This window comes from Bifidobacterium leontopitheci (assembly GCF_009193355.1).
Lineage (GTDB): Bacteria > Actinomycetota > Actinomycetes > Actinomycetales > Bifidobacteriaceae > Bifidobacterium > Bifidobacterium leontopitheci.
In genome coordinates, this window is sequence record NZ_WBVT01000032.1 from 15,413 (window position 1) to 36,354 (window position 20,942).

A 20,942-nucleotide genomic window follows, 5' to 3' on the forward strand; every position below is an offset into this window, starting at 1 on the left:
CAGAACAGCTGGCCTGTTAGTCGAAAACGACCGCTACGGGGCCGATTTGCGGCCGTTTTCCACTAGGAGGGGACGCGGACTGGTCGGAAACGACCGCAAACCGAACCGGGCCAGCCCCGCTAGCGTGGTTTCCACCGGAGGAACCGGGAAGACTCCGGCTCCTCGGTCAGCCCCACCCACGGGCCCGCCCCCGCTGGCGGGGGCTCCCGCGTAGCGGGTGGGGGTGGCCCGCTCCGCCTACTGCACCAGATAGAACACGTTGCTGTCGAGCGGCGGCACGTTCATGTGGTATATGGTCATCTTGAGGAACGGCTTGGAGCTGTCCGGCTTGGCCTCGCCCTCAGCCTGCGCGTAGCTCGACGCCGCCAGCCCCTCCAGCTTGTCGGAGCTGACGCCGGCCGGCACATAGATGAAGTCGGCCGGTTTGCTGATCTGCGCCTCCGAATAGCTGGCCCCGTCACCGTAGCAGGCCTTGAAGCCCTTGTTGCCGCCGCACTGGTAGTCGGTTTCCGGTCCCATGAGCTCGATGCCGACGTCACTGGGCACGTCCCACCAGCCGTCGCCGGTCTTGGCGTCGTTCTTCACCGCGTGCAACGTGGTCGATTTCGGGTCGCCCGGGCTCAGGCTCAGACCCAGCTCGCTCGCCGTCGTCTTGCCGGACTTGTCGATCGTGACGCATATCGAGCCGTCCTTCAGGCAGTATTTGCCGGCGATCGGCGAGAAGTCGCCCTTGTCGAGCGCCGAGTGGATATCGGCAAGCGACATGTCCTTCGCCGACTTGGCCGACGTCTTACCGGACGACTTACCGGACGACTTACCAGACGTCTTACCAGACGCATCGTCAGACTTGCCGGAACCGTTGTCGCCGGCCGTCGTGACGTTCGCATCCTCCAGCTCGTCCCAGTCAAGGTCGACCGACTCGACCATGTAGTACACGGTGCTGTCGCTGGGAGCCGGCTTCATCTTGACGGCGTCGCTGTTCTTGCTGTTGTAGCCGCCATACGGCATGAACGGGTTCGTTGACTTGGCCGTCATCTCGGCGGTGGTCTTGTCGTACAGCTTCGGATCGCGGTAGATGAGGAACGGCCGCGTCGTGTCGACCGCCTTCTGCTTCTTGGCCGCGGCGAGCGCGTCCGCGTCGAAATAGCCGTCGCTGGTCAGCTCGTCCAGTTTCGCGCCGACCGGCACGACCAGATAGAAGTCCTGCATGTGGTACGTGGCGCCGGAGATATGGCTGTAGTCGCCGTTGGCGACCATCCGGCCGCCGTTGCACACGCTGCCGCCGGCCGTGTTCGAATCCTCCTGGCTGGTGCCGCACCAGTAGTTGGTGAGGCTGGAGTGCGGGAACAGCTCGAACGCGCCCGTGTCGCCGGTCAGCAGATATTCGGCCTTCGGGCTCGAGCAGTACGGCGACTGGATGGAATCGCACGAGGCGAGCGTCTCGTATTCGTCGTACTTGGTGCCGTCGCGCCCCTCAAGATACTTGATGTACGAGCCGTAGTCGCCGCCGTCGCCGCTGTCCTTGAACGTGATGCAGTCGCCGGCGTTGTTGCACCATTGGCCGGCCGCCACGCCGGAGACGCCCATCAGGTTGTCGCCGCCGGTCTCAGGCGAGTCATGGACCGTGTACGCGTCCTTCACGCCGCTCGCGTCGATGCCGTAATACAGCGTGATCGAGTCGCCTTCGGACAGCGTCGAGCCGGGCGCCGGGTCGGAGCCGGCGATCTTGCCGACGTTCTTCTTCGACGAGAACCGCGGCATGAGCGTCACGTCGTAGCCCTGCTTTTCAAGCTTGGACTTGACCGTATCGGCGTCCTGGCCCACGATGTCAACGCCGATCGCGTCATCGTTCTTCTCGGCGACGCCGATGTAGATGCCCTTGTCCTTCTCCTTGGAGGCGACCGGCTGGCCGTCCGCCGGGTACGTGGCGACGACGCTGCCGACCGGCTTCTTCTTCGTGTCGGAGACGGGCACCGCCTTGTAATGCACCGGCACGCCCATCGACTTGAACGTGGACACGACCTTCGCGGCCTTCTTGCCGACCGTGCCCGACGGCACGCCGGGGCCCGCCGACTCCTGTACGGTGACGGATGTGCCGCTCTTGATGCGGTCGCCCGGCTGGTGGCCCACGTAGCCGAGGAACGAGCCCTTCTTCTTGCCGGAGAATACGGTCTTGCGGCTGGTCTTCACGTTCTTCGACTTCAGCGTGGCGATCACGTCATCGGCGGTCGCGGTGTCGGAGCCGCCCGAGACCTCCTGCGCGGTCGGCAGCGGCGTGCCGCCCCACAGGCCGGCGCGGTACGTGAGGAACGCGGCCGTCGCGCCACCGCCGACAATCACCAGCGCGCTCACGATGATGGCGATGAGCTTGCCGAGCGAGAACTTGGCGGCGGTTGTTGCGGCGGCGGCGACTGTGCCGGACGCGATGCCGGACGCGGACGCGGCTGACGGCTGTGCCGCGGCCGCAACCGGCTGTGCAGGTGCCGACGCACCGGGGGCGGCCGGCTGCTGCGGCGACGAGGGAGGGAGCGGCTGGGCGGCGCCGGACGTCGGCATCGCAGCCGGCTGCTGCGGCGCGGCAGCGGCCGGCTGCGGGGGCATCTGTACGGACGGTTGGGACTGAGCTGCGGCCGAGGCGATGGGCTGTTGCGGCTGGGCGGAAGCGGGTGCGGCAGGCATCGCGCCTCCGGCAGTCGGCTGCGTGACTGGCTGCGCGGGGACAGCCGGCGCGGCTCCGCCGGCAGCCTGCTGCGCAAGCCCTGGCTGCGGCATCTGGGTAAACGGCTGAGCCGGCTGCACGGGAGCTGCCGGGGCTGCGCCGGCGTGCCCCGGAGCCGGAGGCAGCGGTACGGACGACATCGTCGGCATGGCCGGCTGGGCGGTTTGCGCGGGGACGGCCGCGGCTTGCTGTGCGGCCGCACCAGCGACGACCAGCGGCTGCCCGCAGGATGCGCAGGCCGGAACGCCCGACGCGTTCATTGCGCCGCAATGGCTGCATTTCATGAGTCTTCTCCTCTGCATCATGATTGCAATACGGCTTCATTCTATGCCTGAAACAGTGCTTGCCAGGTATCGTCGTCACTGTGCTCGCCCTTGCACAGTGACGCGCACCAGCAAACCCTTGCAAATACTGGGGTTTCAGCGGCGCGTCACTATGCAAGGGCGAGCAGAGTGACGTAATACCGCTGCGTTGCGGCCTCACTTCGCAATCACACCCACGCAACTGCCGGAAAACATCCAAGAAGCTCCCAGCTAACGTCCCAGAACCGTCAAGACGCGTGCGGTTATATAGATATTGCCGGCGAACGGAAGCGCATACCGAAGCCGCCGACGAAACGCATAACTGAAACCCTCTTTCTTCTTCTCCTTTCTCCGCGAAAAGCCCGGCCCCATCGCCGGGCTTTTCACGTTGCGGGCAACCGCGCGTCTTGTTGCCACAACTCGTCCAAAAGGCAGTTTCGGTCGAGTTGTGGCAACAAGACGCCGCCAACGGCATCGAAAAACGGACGATTTCTTGCCACAGGTCGTCCAGATGGCCTATTTGGACGAGTTGTGGCAAATCGGCTTGCCACAAGTGTGCAAATCAGACCTTTTGGACGAGTTGTGGCAACGCCGGCAGGACATGTCGGAGTCGGAATCGCGATGAGGCTCCGGCCGCTACCTCGCATCGAACGTACTTGGCTGTCACCATCACCATCAAGGTCCGCATGACGCTGACAGCCGCGCGGCTCAGTGGAACAGGCTGACGCCGCGACGGGCCATGCAGTAGGCGTTGCCGAGCCACGTGTGCCGCGAGTTCGGCCACACCGCGCCGAGCCGGGGCACGTTCTGGCTCATCCAGATGCTGGGCACACGGCCGTCCGCGCTGCGCGAGCCGAGCAGGTTGAAGCCGTTCTTGACCTCCAGCCAGTCGGGATGCTGAGTGGCGATGGCGAGACCCTCCTCAAGCGTGAGCGGGGTGCGATCGTCGGAGTCGATGAGCTTGCGCGCCACGTCGGGCTCACGGTTGATGTAGCAGGTGCCGGTATGTGGTTCGACGACCAGGTAGAACGGGCCTTCGGGCGGCTCGAAGCCGTCCTGCGGCAGGAAGCTGGCGATGTCGCGCGGGGGCATCGTGGTGAATCCGGCCATGCGGTTGATGCTGGTACGGGCGATCAGCGATTCCGGCGACACGAGTTCGCGCGTGGGGATCAGCAGGATATTGGAGCCGAGGTCGCTGTGCTCCAGCGCGCTGATGAGCGGCCGGGCGAGCGCGCGGAACGCAGCCGCGCTCATGTCCGCCACGTCCGGGTATCCCAACGCGACGATGCGGTCAAGCTGTTTTTGGGCTTCCTGCGATGCAATCGACATGTTTCCAGCCTACCGCGACCGGTGTGCACGCGCTCGGTTTCCGATGATGCACATTGTGCATCTTGCGGCAGAATCGTGAAGCATATGTAAACGAACCGGCTGGATTGTGCACCTTAAGGCACACAATCCATGCCCCGCTGTCCTCTAAAATGCACACTGTGTATCTTAGAGATACAAGCCACAACCACATCGGCGACAAGGAAGTCCTATGGAAAAGCAAATGCTGTCAGCATTCAGCATCGCGATGACGTGCATCGCGCTGCTGTCCGGGTGCTCGAGCCAACAAAGCGGGGAAAGCGCCACTTCCAACGCTTCCACGCAGAGCATGATCAGCGCAAGGGAACAGGCGGCACGTCGGTTCGTCAGTTGTCTGACTGACCAGGGTATCACTGCGCGGACCGAAGACAGCAGCGACACCTACGTAATCGCCGGCAAACAGTACTCCCCCAAGGACCTGGTGTCGGTGCGTATGCTCGATGCCACCGGGTCCCCTGTCAACGGAGACAACGACTCCGTCACCTCCGCGTTGTACCCGGACATCGACAGCATCAGCAGCGACGACAACGGCCAGACATGGGTCGCATTCAAGGATTCCTCCCAGATGAAAGGCACACCGTATGCCTCCAAACAGCAGGCATACGCGGATTGCGAAGCCAAGAACCCCGACTTCGAGCAGCCGCTGACCGGCACGTTCGGACATCAGGAATGGCCGGAGGAGTCCATACGCGCGTCTCTCGAATTCGCGAAATCCTGCCGAGCCAAAGGATTCGACTGGCTGCCGGACCCACCGAAGGACACTCCCGGCATCACGATCCCCGACGGGGTGTCGGACGAGCAGTTCCTCAGGTTCCTCAAGGAATGCCCAGTGGACGACCTGCCCATCGAATCCCAGATGATGACCTACAAGAACCCGCACTACGGCGACCTGATCAACCAGTACCAGTCGCAGCAGTAGTCAGGCCCGATAATCGAATGGCCTATCCGCAAGACGATGCGGATAGGCCATTCGCATAAGCCGGAGCGGTTGCAGAAATCACTGATGCTCCAGCTCGTATTGGCGGAGGATTTCGCTGTAGTTGTTGCCACGATCGGCATACAGCATTTCGGCTGACCACGGCGGCAAATCAGCGGTCGGGCATTCCTTCAGCCATCGGCGAAGCTCCTCGTCCGAGATTCCATTGGGGATTTGGATACCCGGCCCCTCACCCGGTTTATCACCTTCGCCGCGCACCGGGTCCTTGACCCACGAGAACCCCTTCGCCCGGCAATCACGCGCATACTCCAACGACGCCTGCCACGCCTCCTCGGGATACTCAGTCACGCCAATGGCATCCAAGTCAGCTTGCTCGAACTCGGGATTCTTCCGCTCGCATGCCTGGTACGCCGCCTGCTTGCCCGCATACGGCGTACCCATCAGCTGCGTTGAATCCCTGAAAAACACCCACACCCTGCCGTCCTCGCCTATGGGAGTCATATTGGAATCGGAGTAAAGACTGTTCGCCACCTGCTCGGCAACGGCATCGTCAGACCATGACATCGGGGTGCCGGCACTATCCAGCATGCGTACGACCACGGCCGTCTTCGGCGCATACTGTCGACCGGATACGATGTACACATCATTGTCATCGTAAATGTTGGTCTCGATGCCGGATTCCGTCAAACACGCGGCGAATTGCTTCGCCCGCGTCTCCGCCGCCTCAATCGCGCTGCGCCGTTCAGGCGTATCCTTCGAGACAACGGCATTTTGCGACAACTGCGAACTCTCACTATCAGTAGAAGCCGACGTCGAGCATCCGGCAAAGCCAATAAGGCATACACCGGTTACGATCGCAAGGCACGCCTGCGTCAACCATCGATGCTGGTTCATGGTTAAGCTCCTTACCGGCTGCCAAATAACCGAATGAATGCATTCCGACGGCATCAGCGCCGATCTACAGTTTTCCCAACAACCGTACGATTGATGTAAATAACATGGTACGGGGCAGCAATTCCCGAATAAATGAGTTGCCCGCCAAGGAGATACGTGACACGTCCCTGTCGATTCCCGGATGAATAGGAACCGCGTCCAGGCCAGTTTCCGTACGGATACTCTCTCGCCAAGGCAAACTGCAAATCTCCCAGCGCATTGAAGCCAACCCAACATCCTGCACGATCGTCGGTGCAGCCGCGAGTGGGAGCGATGGTCACGGAGGCGGGAGACACGCCCGGCGGAGCGGTCGCCATGGCCGAAGGAACAGCGAAAGAGGAGACACACACGACGGCGAGGAAAGTCGTCGCCAGGGTCTTGATGTGCTTGACGTTCATGATGCGAAACCTTTCTTGGCAGTGGCTATGAACAAACAACCACAGCGATCATTCCTGATGCTCCAGCTCGTATTGACGGAGGATTTCGTCATAATTGTTGCCTCGACTGGAGTAGATCATTGTTGCAGACAAATGCGGTAGTCCGTCCACCGGGCACTCTTCCAGCCAACGAAGGAATTCCTCATCCGAAATGCCGTTTGGAATAAAGACGCCCGGTCCCTCGCCCGGTTTATCGCCGTTGCCGCGTACCGGATCCTTGACCCACGAGAACCCTTTCGCCCGGCAATCACGCGCATATTCCAGCGACGCCTGCCACGCCTCCTCAGGATACTCAATCACGCCCATGGCATCCAAGTCAGCCTGCTCGAATTCAGGATTCTTCCGCTCGCACGCCTGATACGCCGCCTGCCTGCCAGCATACGGCGTACCCATCATATGCGTCGAATCCTTAAAATAAATCCACGCGTCACCGCCATCGCCAATATGCGTGTAATGCAAATCAGGGTATAAGCCACTTGCCTCGCCGGCATACGCCGGATTGCCGGCAGCATCCAGCATCCGCACAATCACCAGCGTCTTCGGTTTGTACTGCTGGCCGGAAACGACATAGGTATCGTTGTCCTCTGCAACATCAGCTTCGATGCCGGACTCCACCAGACACGCGACGAACTGCTTCGCCCGAGCCTCCGCCGCCTCAATCGCGCTGCGCCGCTCAGGCGTATCCTTCGAAACGAACTGGACATCATTCTGCTGCTCCGCATTCGTCTCACCCGACATCATCGAACAAGCCGACAGACCGGCAACACTACCCAGCAGCAGCAACATCATGCCAACAACCACACGCATTCTACGGACAACAACGGAATCGATCTTCACTCGCATAACGGCCCACTTTCTTTAACCGTATGGGCGACAGCCATGACGCTACCGCCCATACGAGATGCAGGAGGTCGAGCATCGGTCAACGACGCTCGACCATCTTTCCGGTCACTGTGCCTTCCGGAGGCTTGATGACGTCGTATGCGCCCACCGGGCCTCGCTCGTAGGAGCGCCCGTTGAAAACATATCCGACACGCCCCCAACGGTTACCCGAGGTATACCAGCCGCGCGCGGCCCACGTACCCGAATAGATGTCGCCCGCCGAGAACTGCATGTCGCCTTGAGCCGTATGCCCATACCAGCATCCTGCGTTATCGTCGGTGCAGCCGCGAGTGGGAGCGATGGTCACGGAGGCGGGAGACACGCCCGGCGGAGCGGTCGCCATGGCCGAAGGAACAGTGAAAGAGGAGATACACACGACGGCGAGGAGAGTCGTCGTCAGGGTCTTGATGCGCTTGACGTTCATGATGAGATGCTTTCGTCGTTGAAGTTGCGGATGAAAGAACTGAGGGAATGACGACTAGACGAATCTAGGATAGGCGGCCGGCCTTATCAGCGATGCTTCCGACCTTTGAAGCATGGTCTCATCATACGGCATCACGCCATCAACGGCTTCACATCATCAACACATCCACACCGCTTCTGCACAGCAGCTTAATGTTCGCTGAACAATCTCACAATACGCAACATGGCACCGGTCACATCGCACATCAGCCCACCACCGAGTGTGCGGTTCCGTGCGATCCGGCACACGATCGGCACGTCGCACGCACCATCCGACGCAACAACCCTGCCCGACCCTCACCTTCCACTCGTATACTGGTCAGTACGAGAAACGCAACGGCAGCCAAGGAAGGAAGCCGATCATGACCACGAAACCGCAACGTCGCACAGGCCGCGCGCGCACCATCGCAACGGCCGCCATCACACTGATCCTCGCGGTCGGCATCATCGCGGCGTGCGTCATCACCCAGCCGTGGCGACTCATCGGCGGCGCGACCACAGCCAACACCCAAGTGGACGTGACCACGCTGCGCACGCAACCAGTGACCAAAGGCGCGCTGAACGCGCAGACGCGGCTCGGCGCGAGCCTGCAGTACGACGACGCACGTGAGTTCGCAGCGGCGACCGGCATGATCACACAACTGCCGGTCGCCGGCAAACAGCTCAACACCGGCGACCAGGTGTACGAGATGGACGGCGTGCCGGTACCACTGTTCCACGGATCGCGCCCGTTCTGGCGGCAGCTCGGCGAAGGCGCGGCGGACGGCCCGGACGTGGCCCAACTCGAGCAGAACCTCAAGGAGACCGGCTATTTCACCGGCGAGCCGGACAACCACTTCGACTGGTACACGAAGGACGCGATCCAGCGCTGGCAGACCAAGGCGCTGGGACTTGCTGGCGATGCCGCCACCGGCGTGTTCGACCCGGCATCGGTGGCGCTGGCGGCGGGTGCGCCGATCCGCATCAAGACGGTCACCGCGAAACTCGGCGACACGAACGTGAGCCCGGCCACGTACACGGGAATCGCGCTGCATCTCAACGCGACGCTCACCGCCACGCAGGCGGCCACGTTCAAGGCGGGCGACAAGGCGCAGGTGGTGCTGCCCGACAACACGACCATCGACACGACACTCACCTCCGTGGACCAGGGCGGGCAGGCGGTCGGCACGGACGGGCAGGTCACGCAGCCGTCGGCCCGCATCGACTTCCCCGACCAGACCAAGGTGGCGCAGTACGGGCCGACCGCCGTGCAACTGCTCATCCCGAACGCGGCGGCCGACGGGCGCGAGACGCTGATCGTGCCCGTCACCGCGCTCATCGCCGGCACCGGCAACAGCTGGGCGGTCGAAGTGGTGCGCGGCGGAAAGGTCGTGCGCATCGCAGTGACCATCGGCACGGTAGCGAACGCGCAAGTGCAGATCACCGGCTCGGACGGGCTCAAGGTGGGCGACAAGGTGGTCGTCTCATGAGCGGCGGGCGCGGCGGCGGCCGGGAGCCGCAAACCGGCGCGGACTCTGCGGACGTCACGTCGGCCGTGCCGCTCGTAGCGTTGGACCATGCGACCCGCGCGTTCCCCGGCCGCGACGGCACCATGCTGGAGATCCTGCACAGCACGACGCTGGAAATCGGACACGGCGAGCGCGTCGCGGTGGTCGGACCGTCCGGTTCAGGCAAAAGCACGTTGCTGGCGATCCTCGGCACGCTCGACATGCCCACCACCGGGCGGCTGCTCTACGACGGCGAGGACGTGACCGCAATGAACGAACGCCAACGCAGTATGCTGCGCGCCTCACGCATCGGCTTCGTGTTCCAGCAGTTCCATCTCATCGCGACGGCCTCCGCGCTCGACAACGTGGCGACCGGACTGCAGTACACGGCCCTGCCGCGCGGCGAACGGCGGCGACGGGCCCTGCGCGCGCTCGAACAGGTGGGGCTCGGCGAGCGCGTGCACCATAAGCCGTCGCAGCTGTCGGGCGGCGAACAGCAGCGCGTCGCCTTGGCGCGTGCGCTGGTGAAGCAGCCGGACATCATCTTCGCCGACGAGCCGACCGGCGCGCTCGACACGGCGACCGGACGCGCGGTGATCGACCTGCTGCTCGCTGCCGCCGGCCAGGGCGCAAGCCTCGTCGTCGTCACGCATGACCTGGACGTGGCCGCGCGCTTCCCACGACGGCTGCACATCCAGGACGGCGTGGTGACGGAACTCGGCGGCGGGGATGGTGGAGGCGACGCAGGCCGCGCGGCGGATGGCGGCGGCACGGGTGCGAACGTGGGCGTCGATATAGCAGGCAATCCGGCCGGTCAGGATGGACGGGCAGGCGGTCAAACCGGTCCGGCGAACGGCCAAACGAACGGTCAGGAGACCGGTTCAGCGGACGGTCAGGACGGGTATCACGGCAAGGAGGCCGACCATGCGTGACGTGACCGACGATATGACCGACGACATGATGGTCAAGCGACGAACAGGCGAACGGATGATGTCAGAGCTGGTGACGCCCGAATCGGCAACGCCCGAACGGACCGCGCCCAGGCATGGCAGCACGGTCCTCGACGATGTCGTCGCAACGTCGTCCGGCCGCATAGCAGGCCGTCGCGACGCCAATCGGAAGCGCAAGAACGGTCGACAAACCGGTACCTCACAAATTCGCAAGCCACTGCGCACGCGGGCAGCCGACCTGCTGCACACCGCGTGGGCGGGCGCAACCGGACGCATCTCGCGCGCGGTGCTCGCCTCGCTCGGCATCGCGCTCGGCGTGGCCGCATACGTGGCGCTGGGCGGCATCGCGGCGTCGAACCAGGCGGCGCTGCTCGCCCGGCTGGACGCGCTCGGCGCGAACCTGTCGGTCGTCGCACCCGGCATGGACGCCCAGCAGCAGCCGATTCCACTGCCGGACTTCGCGCCGCAGACCATCGCGCGGCAGCCGCAGGTCGAACGCGTGGGCGTGTTCTACACACCGCCCGACAAGGCGCAGATCTTCAAGAACGAGCTCGTGCCCAAAACGAACGGCAACGCGCTGACCATGTCCATCATGAAGCCGGGCGCGCTGGACGCCGTGGGCGCGACGTTCACGCAAGGCCACGGCATCGACGCGCGCAACCGCACGCTGCCGGTCGCCGTGCTCGGCTCGGAGGCCGCGTACCGGCTGGGCGTGACCACGGTCGGCGACCGCGTGCTCGTGGACAACGAATGGTACGGGGTGATCGGCATCCTCAATCCGGCACCGCAAGCGGGGACGCTGAATTCGAGCGTGATCGTGGGCGACGAATGGGCGTTCGCGCATTATCCGGACCAGGCGGCGCGACTGCGGCAGATCAGCGCGATTTACGTGCGCACCAAGCCCGGCGATATGGAACGCATCCGCCGGGTGCTCGCGCATGCGGCCAGTCCGGGCGGGCAGGGCGTGACCGTGACCGCCTCAGCCGACCTGTCCGAGGCGCGGGCGGCGACCAGCGAATCGCTGAGCACACTCGGTCTGATGATCGGCGTGATCGCGCTCGTCGTGGGCGGCATGAGCATCGCGAACATGATGATCGTGACCGTGATGGAACGGCGGGGCGAAATCGGATTGCGGCGGGCGCTGGGCGCGACGCCGGGCAACATCCGCATGCAGTTCGTCGCCGAGGCGGCGATGCTGTCGGCCATCGGCGGGGCGGCCGGAACGCTGCTGGGTGCGGCGGTCGCGCTGGGGGCGGCGGCGTGGGCGGGGCAGCCGGCGGCGCTTGACTGGGGCGGATTGCCCGGCGCGTGGGTCGCGGCGGTGGCGGTCGGCGTCGTGGCGGGATTGTATCCGGCGAACCGGGCCGCGCGGCTGACGCCGACCGAGGCGCTGCGGAGCGAGTGAGGCGGGGGTGGCGGAACTCCCGTTTTTCTCCCATATCCGCCGTCCCGGATGGGAGAAAAACGGGAGTAACACAACCCCACTCCCGGGATTCTCCCATTCCCACCATCTCAAATGGGAGAGAACCGGGAGTAGCCAAACCTCACTCCCGACCTGCTCCCATATCCGCCGTCCCAGATGGGAGAAAAACGGGAGTCCGCACGACCCCACTCCCGGGATTCTCCCATTCCCGCCATCTCAAACGGGAGAGAACCGGGAGTCCGCACGACCCCACTCCCGGGATTCTCCCATTCCCGCCATCTCAAACGGGAGAAAAGCGGGAGTCGGGATCCGAAGCTCCGAGGTTAGGCCCATTCTGAACGGCCGAAATGGGCCTGAACCCGGAGTACCGGAGCCGCAGCCGTCCGGCATCCGCACGCCGGGCCAGCATATGGGCGCGGAGGCCCGGTTGTTCCGCACGGACCGTAAGATGGAAAGCCACGCGAGAGGCGCGTTGGGCGGCCACTCGCGACGGCGCACCCGTCGTCAGGTCCGAAAATCCAACAGAATCCAAGAGGTCGTTATGTCCGAAAAACTGAAAGTCGGCATTCTCGGCGCCACCGGCATGGTCGGCCAGCGCTTCGTGACGTTGCTGGAAAACCATCCATGGTTCGAGGTCGTGACGCTCGCCGCGTCCGCGCACAGCGCCGGCAAAACCTACGAGGAAGCGGTCGGCGACCGGTGGAAGATCGAAACGCCGATGCCTGAATACGCACGCCACATGACCGTGGTCGACGGCGACGACGCAGAGAAAGTCGCGGCAGGCGTCGACTTCATGTTCTCCGCCGTCAACATGCCCAAGGACCAGATCCGCGCCATCGAGGAACGCTACGCGAAAACCGAGACCCCGGTCGTCTCCAACAACAGCGCCCACCGCTGGACGCCGGACGTGCCCATGGTCGTGCCGGAAATCAACCCCGAACACTTCGACGTCATCAAGTACCAGCGCCGCCGGCTCGGCACCACGCGAGGCTTCATCGCTGTCAAGCCGAACTGCTCGATCCAGGCGTACACGCCGGCGCTCGCAGCGTGGAAGGAGTTCGAGCCGCGCGAAGTCGTCGTCAGCACGTATCAGGCGATCTCGGGCGCGGGCAAGACGTTCAAGGACTGGCCGGAAATGGTGGGCAACATCATCCCGTTCATCTCCGGCGAAGAAGCCAAGAGCGAGAAGGAGCCGCTCAAGGTGTTCGGCCACGTGGACGCGGAGAAGGGCGAGATCGTGCCGTTCGACGGGGCGCTGCGCATCACGTCGCAGTGCATCCGCGTGCCCGTGCTCAACGGCCACACGGCCACCGTGTTCCTCAACTTCGGTAAGAAGGCCACCAAGGAGGAGCTCATCGACCGGCTCGTCAACTACACGAGCGAGGCGGCGCGGCTCGGGTTGCCGCACGCGCCGAAGCATTTCATCCAGTACCTGACCGAGGACGACCGTCCGCAGGTCAAGCTGGACGTCGACTATGAGGGCGGCATGGGCGTTTCGATCGGCCGACTGCGCGAGGACTCGATCTTTGATTGGAAGTTCGTCGGTCTGGCGCACAACACGCTGCGCGGCGCGGCCGGCGGCGCGCTGGAATGCGCCGAAATGCTCAAGGCGCTCGGCTACATCGAAAAGAAGTAGCGGCTCGCCGGGGCTTCGATGACAAGGATCAGCGAAGCCCGGCAACGCATATGGGACGCGGGCCGGTACTGCCACGATCACTATCAAGTGGCGGTGCCGGCCCGTTGTCGATTGGCAGTGATGCTGCCGCTGGCGGTAGCGTCGTCGGCAGCATCATCGATATCGGCAGCGTCGTCAACATCGGCAATGTCGTCGGCATCGGCAGCGTCGCCCCACATATCCGCCAGCCGTCACGCCGGCAACCGCGCTATCCCCTCCCCGTCACAGCGGGTAGGTGCACGCTGTGACAGGAGCGCACCACCACTGCAATCCCAACGATTCCAACACAACGTCACAGCGGGTAGGTACACGCTGTGACGCAGATTCGTTATCGTCGCACCGCCAAACCACCAGCGCACCACGCATACCGGCAACCGCGCTATCCCCTCCCCGTCACAGCGGGTAGGTGCACGCTGTGACAGGGAGGCGGCGCGGGCGATGGCGGCCGTCAGAACCGGACGCAAGGTCGTACAATGGGAACGGCGCAGGCGGAACGGACCGCACGAGCAGCCACAGGGAGAAACGAAATCGGCGGAACACGGCAACCGCATACCGCCGACGCAGAAGACGGGAGGCCAACGATGGCCAGGCACAAAGCGGCAAAGCACGCGGCACACGCACGAGGCACCATCCAACGCGGCCCGACCATCTTCGACGACATCCACGAGCCGAAAGGCGCAGCCCAGCCGTCGGCCGCGACCCGGCCGGCGGACGCAGCCCAACCGACATCCGGCATTCCCGGCACTGACGACGTCTCGCATGACGGCAGGGCCGCCGCAGACGTCCAACGGTCCAGCCGCGGCGCCGGAGCGGCCGACGCTCCCGGCACACATTCCAGCGCCGCCCCGGATATCGCGCAGCCCAGCCGCGCCGCCAGCGCATCCGACGCATCCGGCAGCAGCACCCCCGACGCCACCCCGCACGTCTCCAGCGCGGCGCGAAAGCACACCAAACGCCGCATCATCATCGGCATCGCCGCGGCGCTCGCCGTCGCCATCGCGGCAGGCAGCGGCGGCATCTACTGGTATCACACCAGCCAAGCCCACGCCGCCGCGCTCGAACAATGCACGTCCGCGCGCAAACAGCTCGACACCAAACTGAACACGCTGAACACGGCGTTGACCGCCGCGCAGCCGCTCACGCAAGCCGGCACCGACAGCGTGGACGACCCGGCGACCGTCAGCACACTCGCAAGCGCCGCCAAAGACTCCGCGGCGAAAGCAACACAATACGGGACCGGCGACGGCGCGGCCGCGCAATACCAGTGCAGCGCCGACGCCGACACGGCGACGCTGCACAGCCGCGCGACCGCCATCGACGCGGCCAGCCGGGACGCAGCCAAGCGTGCCACCGCAATCACCGACAGCGCCACCGCCGTCACACGCAGCAAAGCCAACAAGACGAACGCGGGCATCCGGTACACGCTCAAGGCCGCGGTGAGCCAGTCGCGCGGCTGGCTCGCACAGACCGACGGCAAGGTCAGCGACGAGACGACGCGCGCCACGCTGCAAAACCGCGTCGACACGGCGCAGCGGATGCTCGACGGACCGGAAGTCATCACCGACGCGGCACAGTACCAGACCGCCATCGACCAGCTCAACGACGGGATGGACAAGGTCGTCGCATCGAACATCACCAAACTCGGCGTGGACTGCACCAAGGAACAGTGCGTGGCGTTGACCTTCGACGACGGGCCGAACGCGACGAACACGCCGCCGGTCATCGAAGCACTGAAGAAGACCGGTACGGTCGCCACGTTTTTCAATTGCGGCGGGGTGATCGACGGCACGACCGCGCCGCTCATCAAAGAGCTGCACGACATGGGCAACCCCATCGAGAACCACACGTGGACGCATCCGCATCTGCAGACGCTCAGCCGGGCCGATGTGCGCTCGCAGCTCACGCAGACCAGCGAGAAGGTGGAGCAGACCGTGGGTGTGTACCCGTCGATGATACGGCCGCCGTACAGCGAGTGGAGCGACGACGTGCGCGACGAGGCGGTGGCAATGAACTCGTCGATCGTAAACTTCGACGTGATGGGGTATGACTGGGCGCGCGACGCCACGCAGGTGCACGACACGGTGATGCAGTGGACGCGCGGCGGGTCGATCGTGCTGCTGCACGACCTGCAGGGCAGTACGGCGGCGTCGATCGAGAGCATCATCACCGATCTCAAGGCACGCGGATTCGTGTTCGTGACCATCCCGCAACTGCTGGGGTACAATCCGAAGCCCGGTTATGTGTACTACTCGCAGCACACGGTGGTCAAGCCGGGGGAGCCATGGCGTGAATCCTCGTATTTCAGCGACCAATGGTGAGCGGGGCGCGGCTGCGGGAGCGGTGCGGGACGGGTGTTGCGGCCATGCGACCGTCGCTGTAAGCGCTTCATATGTCGGTATGAGCCATTTACGACCCTGTTTTGCGAGATGTGGGTGTTTTGTCTGAGCTCCTCCGTCGACACCATAATTGAAGAATGGCTTGATTCCAACGATTTTCACGCTCACCCACGTGCCGGCACCGTGATTTTCGCCAAACAAAACACCCACATCTCGCGCGAAGTCGGTATCAGCCCATCTTGATCGTGCCGACATCGCGCGCACGGTCACGCGGCGACCTGCCAGACGCGGATACTCCACGCGCTAATGCCGCTTTGACGATCGCGACCGACGCCGAGTCACCCTGCGCTGTCTCAATACGTCTTGGCCAGCAGGGGCTCGGCCAGTCTCACGCCCATCCGTCCAGCAGTGCCAGACAGCGCCGGTCAAGCGATTGGGGCAGCGGCACGCCCATGGCCTTCGCCACGCTCGCGGCCAGTTCGGCACGGGACTCCTCATCGCGCAAATCGTCGACGGTCACCGTTATCACCACCCATCCCAGCGCCTGAAGACGCCGGCACTTGCGCTGATCCGACCGGTATTGCCGCTTCGACATTCGATGATGGTCACCCTGATATTCGATGACCACCTTGTACTCGGGATATGCAAGGTCGGCAATCCAATCGACCTTGGCCTCATCGTCGGTGATGACATAGTTCAGCACGGCCTGCGGCAATCCGTGCTGCAACAGCGCCAGAGAGGTGCGGCTCTCCCATGACGACCGGGCGTCGGGGGTGATGAAGGGTAAGGCCTGCACGCATTTCGCCCGCCCGCGGAACCGGCCGGCGCCCGCCAGATACCTGTCGAAATCATCACGCTCGCACACTCTCAGTCGCGGGTCGCCATGAAGCATCGTGTTCGCCAGCACGATAAGTTCGACCAATGGCAACTGTTCCGCCAGCTGCATCCACGCCACGACCGGCGGGACGCATTCGACCGGCGAGCCGGCGAACGACACGGAATCACAGTCGCGCGCCCACAGGTGGAACCGGATGTCGCCGCGTCGATATCGAGCAGACTGCCGTCGAACTACGGCATGAAGTACATCCTCCTCGAGCCCATGGCCCCGAGGCAGCTCAATGCCGTGCAGGGCCAAGGCGGTGATATGGCTGAATACGAGACCTCGAGTCGTCCCATAGGAATCCGATAACGCACGCTCGCATCGGAGCATCGTCCGTCGGAGCGCTGCCTGCAAGCGGGAAAACGCATAATCATCCCACGTATCAGGAGGGGGAAGCGGCCGGAGAACGGCAAATTCGGGCGTCAACATGGATGCGGAAGTATCATCGGATGGCATAACGTTCATCGCCCTACCATGACACAACGGCGGCCATGTCCGCCACCCCACCTCGAAAAATTGTGGATATGTGGATAACTTTGGCCGATTCTGGCCAGTCAACATCACATACGGCCACTCAAGCAAACAAATATTGGACATATTTCATCAATATGGCCACCGATTGCATCATCGACGAAGTCGCGGCGACACCTTCACCGCCCTGTTGGCGAGATGTGGGTGTTTTGTCTGAGCACCTTCGTCGACACCATAATTGAAGAATGGCTTGATTCCAACGATTTTCACACTCACCCACGTGCCGGCACCGTGATTTTCGCCAAACAAAACACCCACATCTCGCGTAGTAGCCCGCCAGCGCAGTCAAGCCATCGGCAAAACGACGCTGTTTCAGCGGTTTATTGGGCAGGTGCGGCACGCATGATATATATAAGCCTCTGCCTGTCAGTCACGGCAGGCAGAGGCTCTCAACAATCACAGCGAAGGCGCACACCACAACCCGCTCCCGCCGAGGCGCCTCTACTTGAGCTACTTGAGCGGAGGCATGGGCTGCCAGTCGGGGTCGTGCAGCAGCTTGCGCGAATCCCACCAGCCCTTGGCGATCTGCACCAGACCCGTGCGCACATGCTCGCGATCCACCATGACGAGGCGGATCACCTCTTTGGCGGCGGTGGCGATGGTGCCAAGCGCGAACAGGGTCGGCCTGAAGTCGCCGTGCACCATGAAGTACCGGGCCATATAGCCGCGGTTGCGCAGGATGTGGTAGCGGTTCATGTCGGAGGTGGAGTTGAGCTGGCGCAGTCCGCCGATGTCCCAGTTGCCGATTTCGCGCGTGCGGCGCATGACCACATCCGGCACGACAATCGGATTGGTGACCTTGCTCGCCAGATAGCCGTACATCGTGTCGTCCCAGTAGATGAAAAAGCGCGGATCCGGGTAGCCGATCTTCTCGACGACGCGACGGCGGAACAGCGCACCCTCGAAGCACATCGTGTCCATCACGCGGTAACCGGCCGACCCGAACGCCGCCGGGGCGATCGGGTTCGGGATGCCCAGCGGCACGATGAAATCGTACTGCCAGTAGAACGGGCCGCCGTCGAAGTCGAGCTTGCTGCCCTGGATCACATCATGGTCGCGACCCCATCGGGCGAGCTTGCCGATGCCGTCCGGCAGCACGGCCACGTCGTCGTCCATAACCCAGAACCATTCCGCGCCTAGCTCGTACGCTTTCTTCACGCCGGCGGAGAAGCCGCCCGCGCCGCCGAGGTTGTCGGTCTGCGGCGCGTAGACCACACGGTCCGTGCCGCCGTCCGCGTCCGGCTGGTCGTCGGTGCCGCCCCACTGCTCGGCGATCTTCGCGCGGAAGTCGTCGACCATGGCGGCGGTTTCGTCGCTGTGCTCGTTGTCGACGATGACGATGCGCCACGGCGCGTCCGCCAGCTGCAGGTACGAGTCGAGCAGTTCGGTGAGCAGCTGCTGGCGCTTGTAGGTGACCACTACGAGGGCGAGTTTGTCGAGCGTGGGACGGCCGCCGCCTGCGACCGGGCGGCTGTCGGCGTGGCGGCCGTGCGCAGGCTTGCTGATGGGGTTCGCTGTTGTCATGGTTTCCATTCTTGCACGCTTTGTTGTGGAGGTTGTGGAGATGGGCGGGATGGGGGGCGATTGATATGGCACCGAGCTTAGCGCGGGGCGACGGTCACGCCGGTCAGCCGCGCCGTTCGCCTGACGGCCCGGCACTGCGCGATGCAAGGCACGTCAATCCGCCAGACCATCCCCACCCGCTTCGCGGGAGCCCCAGCCAGCCGGGCAGCGTCCTTCCGCCGAGGGAGACATTGTACTAGTCGGAGGATCCTGACGTATCGGAACTATCGGAATCATCGGAATCATCAGCACTGCTGGAGCCGGAATCCGACGACTGCGAACCGTCCGAATCGCCGCTGTCGTCCGTCTCGTCCGGCGCGGGGTCGCCCGGCTCCTGGCCGCGCGTCACGACCGTCTCGTCACGGTAGTCGGACGTGTCCACGTGCCACATCATCCACTTCATGGCCGTGTGGTCACACCGGGAGTTGTCGTCGTCGTCCGGCAGATCGGTGTAGTCGCCGACGGTCTTGCCGTTCTCGTCCACGGCGATCTGCTCGTCGGTGGTTTTCGCGTAGATCTGCTTGGTGAGGTAGTTGATGCCCTTGAAGCCTTCGGCGTCGAGCAGGAGCCGTGCCCACTGGCCGCCGTTGAGCACTTCGGACGCCTTGAGGTCCGGCGAGAGGATGAACGCGCGCTTGGAGTCGTCGGACTCGTTCCACTGGAAGTACATGGAGCCGTCGGAGAACTGGTCGACGTCGCTGAACGAGCCGAAATCCCCCAGCGAGACCTTCAGCAGGCTTTCGACCGTGGACAGTTTGCCGGTACTGGCGTCGAGCACGATCGGCCTGGTGTATCCGTAGTCCGGCTGCAGCACGTACTTGCCGCCGCCCATGCGCCAGAAGCCCCTTACGTAGCAGTCGGTGTCCTTGTCGCTGGTCTTGCAGTAGTTGCGCGGGAACGCGGCGACCTCCTTGTTGGAGTCGACGGCGTACAGGTGGTAGGACGTGTCCTTGACCAGATACGTGTCGTACACGGTGTACGACTTGACTTCCACGTCGTCCTTGTTGAGCGACTGGTAGCCGCTGCTGTCCTTGTCGATGTGCGTCTTGTCCTGGAACGTCTGCAGCGTCTCGGCTTTCGGTGCGCCGCGGCGCAATCCCATGACCTGCATGTGGTCGACGGTCTGCGTGGATTCGTAGTCGCGGCCGTTGAGCTTCGCCTTGGTTTCGGTCTGCCATGTCTTCATCACGGCGACGCGGTCGTTCGACTGGCTGAGGACCTCGAACTTGTAGTCCTGCTGCTGGTTGATGAGGTTGTCCTCTTCGGTGCGCAGGTCGATGCGCTTCGAGATCTTGCCGTTCTTCACGTTGACTTCGTGCGCGAACAGGTGCACGGTTTCGGGCGTGGTGCCGACCGCTTTCGTCTTGACCGCGTAGATGACGAACACGGCCGGCTCGTCGCCGTACGTGGCCGCGACGACCGGCTCGGAGTAGACTTTCTCGCCGCTTTCGAGCATGTTCACGTCGATTTCGGTGGAGGCGTCGAGTTCGGGCGTCCACACGCCGAACGCGTACTTGCCGGAGTCGGAGTCGTCGTCGCTGCTGGAGCTGCTGGACGAGTCGTCGTCGGAGCCGCGGATGCCGGTGGGTTCGGAGTTCGCGCCGGACGCGCATGCGATGGCGTCGGTCACCATCGCGCCGCCGCTCCAGTGCCAGTCGTCGGCGGTGTTGTTGTCGCACGTGAAGTCGGTCATGGTGACTTCGCTGACGGCTTTCTTCACCGGTTCCTCGGTGGTTTCCTTGGGTGCGGACGTCGTTTTTTTCTTGGGTTTTGCGGTGGTCGTCTTGCTGGTGGCCGTGGTTTTCGCGGCGGCGTTCTGGTGGTTCTTCCAGATGAAGTATCCGGCGACGCCGCCGGCGATGAGCGCGACGACGACCACTGCCGCGATGATGATGGTGATGATGCGGCGGCGTTTGCGCTGCTGCGGGGTGAGCGGCTTCTTGCCGGGTTTGTTGGGGTTGTTGGGTTTGCCGTTTGCGGGGGCGGCCGGATTGGAGGGGGCGGCCGGGCCGCCGGGAACGGCAGAAGCACTTGGGGCGGCCGGGCCGCCCCCTCCAATC

The 20,942-nt window shown here is 63.9% G+C and carries 16 protein-coding genes; 6 read left to right on the forward strand and 10 right to left on the reverse strand.

Translation table 11 applies throughout. The annotated features are described in order from the left end of the window. Positions 1-237: 237 nt before the first annotated feature. Both F7D09_RS08865 and F7D09_RS08870 read right to left on the reverse strand, forming a co-directional pair. Positions 238-3,003, reverse strand: coding sequence for a PASTA domain-containing protein (locus tag F7D09_RS08865; protein ID WP_226836174.1), 2,766 nt, complete (start codon positions 3,001-3,003; stop codon positions 238-240). Between the two features lie 726 nt (positions 3,004-3,729). Further along, positions 3,730-4,350 (reverse strand): DUF5701 family protein, encoded by a 621-nt coding sequence (locus tag F7D09_RS08870; RefSeq protein ID WP_152235069.1) that lies wholly within the window; start codon positions 4,348-4,350, stop codon positions 3,730-3,732. Between the two features lie 208 nt (positions 4,351-4,558). On the opposite strand from F7D09_RS08870, the gene F7D09_RS08875 reads away from it, so the two are divergent. Beyond that, positions 4,559-5,305: a hypothetical protein gene (locus tag F7D09_RS08875; protein WP_152235071.1), complete on the forward strand. Its 747-nt coding sequence runs from the start codon at positions 4,559-4,561 to the stop codon at positions 5,303-5,305. A gap of 78 nt (positions 5,306-5,383) precedes the next feature. Here F7D09_RS08875 and F7D09_RS08880 read toward each other — a convergent pair whose 3' ends face one another. The 4 genes from F7D09_RS08880 to F7D09_RS08895 all read right to left on the reverse strand — a co-directional run bounded on the left by F7D09_RS08880 (position 5,384) and on the right by F7D09_RS08895 (position 7,999). After that, on the reverse strand, positions 5,384-6,217 hold the full coding sequence (locus tag F7D09_RS08880; RefSeq protein WP_152235073.1) for a hypothetical protein: 834 nt from the start codon (positions 6,215-6,217) through the stop codon (positions 5,384-5,386). 53 nt (positions 6,218-6,270) lie between these two features. Beyond that, positions 6,271-6,654 (reverse strand): hypothetical protein, encoded by a 384-nt coding sequence (locus F7D09_RS08885; protein WP_152235075.1) that lies wholly within the window; start codon positions 6,652-6,654, stop codon positions 6,271-6,273. Between the two features lie 48 nt (positions 6,655-6,702). Further along, positions 6,703-7,536, reverse strand: coding sequence for a hypothetical protein (locus F7D09_RS08890; RefSeq protein ID WP_226836176.1), 834 nt, complete (start codon positions 7,534-7,536; stop codon positions 6,703-6,705). A 79-nt stretch (positions 7,537-7,615) separates the two neighbouring features. Further along, complete coding sequence (locus F7D09_RS08895; protein WP_152235079.1) at positions 7,616-7,999, reverse strand: hypothetical protein; 384 nt, start codon at positions 7,997-7,999, stop codon at positions 7,616-7,618. Between the two features lie 400 nt (positions 8,000-8,399). Between F7D09_RS08895 and F7D09_RS08900 the strand changes: the two genes are divergently transcribed. The 4 genes from F7D09_RS08900 to asd all read left to right on the forward strand — a co-directional run bounded on the left by F7D09_RS08900 (position 8,400) and on the right by asd (position 13,533). After that, on the forward strand, positions 8,400-9,506 hold the full coding sequence (locus F7D09_RS08900; protein WP_152235080.1) for a peptidoglycan-binding domain-containing protein: 1,107 nt from the start codon (positions 8,400-8,402) through the stop codon (positions 9,504-9,506). Beyond that, positions 9,503-10,456: an ABC transporter ATP-binding protein gene (locus F7D09_RS08905; protein ID WP_152235082.1), complete on the forward strand. Its 954-nt coding sequence runs from the start codon at positions 9,503-9,505 to the stop codon at positions 10,454-10,456. The genes F7D09_RS08900 and F7D09_RS08905 overlap by 4 nt, the downstream gene beginning before the upstream one ends. Next, a complete protein-coding gene (locus F7D09_RS08910; protein ID WP_193312416.1) occupies positions 10,449-11,879 on the forward strand; it encodes an ABC transporter permease in 1,431 nt (476 codons plus the stop codon). The genes F7D09_RS08905 and F7D09_RS08910 overlap by 8 nt, the downstream gene beginning before the upstream one ends. Before the next feature lie 559 nt (positions 11,880-12,438). Beyond that, positions 12,439-13,533, forward strand: coding sequence for an aspartate-semialdehyde dehydrogenase (gene asd / locus F7D09_RS08915; RefSeq protein WP_152235086.1), 1,095 nt, complete (start codon positions 12,439-12,441; stop codon positions 13,531-13,533). A gap of 83 nt (positions 13,534-13,616) precedes the next feature. Here asd and F7D09_RS11645 read toward each other — a convergent pair whose 3' ends face one another. Continuing rightward, positions 13,617-13,751, reverse strand: a complete 135-nt coding sequence (locus tag F7D09_RS11645; RefSeq protein WP_264371991.1) for a hypothetical protein — start codon at positions 13,749-13,751, stop codon at positions 13,617-13,619. Between the two features lie 402 nt (positions 13,752-14,153). Between F7D09_RS11645 and F7D09_RS08920 the strand changes: the two genes are divergently transcribed. Next, positions 14,154-15,890, forward strand: a complete 1,737-nt coding sequence (locus F7D09_RS08920) for a polysaccharide deacetylase family protein (protein WP_193312417.1) — start codon at positions 14,154-14,156, stop codon at positions 15,888-15,890. 406 nt (positions 15,891-16,296) lie between these two features. Here F7D09_RS08920 and F7D09_RS08925 read toward each other — a convergent pair whose 3' ends face one another. The 3 genes from F7D09_RS08925 to F7D09_RS08935 form a co-directional block, all read right to left on the reverse strand. Next, the gene (locus F7D09_RS08925; RefSeq protein ID WP_152235090.1) at positions 16,297-17,217 is read right to left on the reverse strand and encodes a PDDEXK family nuclease; all 921 of its coding nucleotides are present in this window, start codon (positions 17,215-17,217) and stop codon (positions 16,297-16,299) included. A 552-nt stretch (positions 17,218-17,769) separates the two neighbouring features. Continuing rightward, on the reverse strand, positions 17,770-18,843 hold the full coding sequence (locus F7D09_RS08930; protein WP_152235092.1) for a glycosyltransferase family 2 protein: 1,074 nt from the start codon (positions 18,841-18,843) through the stop codon (positions 17,770-17,772). Positions 18,844-19,078: 235 nt separating this feature from the next. Continuing rightward, a partial coding sequence (locus tag F7D09_RS08935; protein ID WP_319792556.1) for a zinc ribbon domain-containing protein occupies positions 19,079-20,942 on the reverse strand: 1,864 nt, incomplete at its 5' end.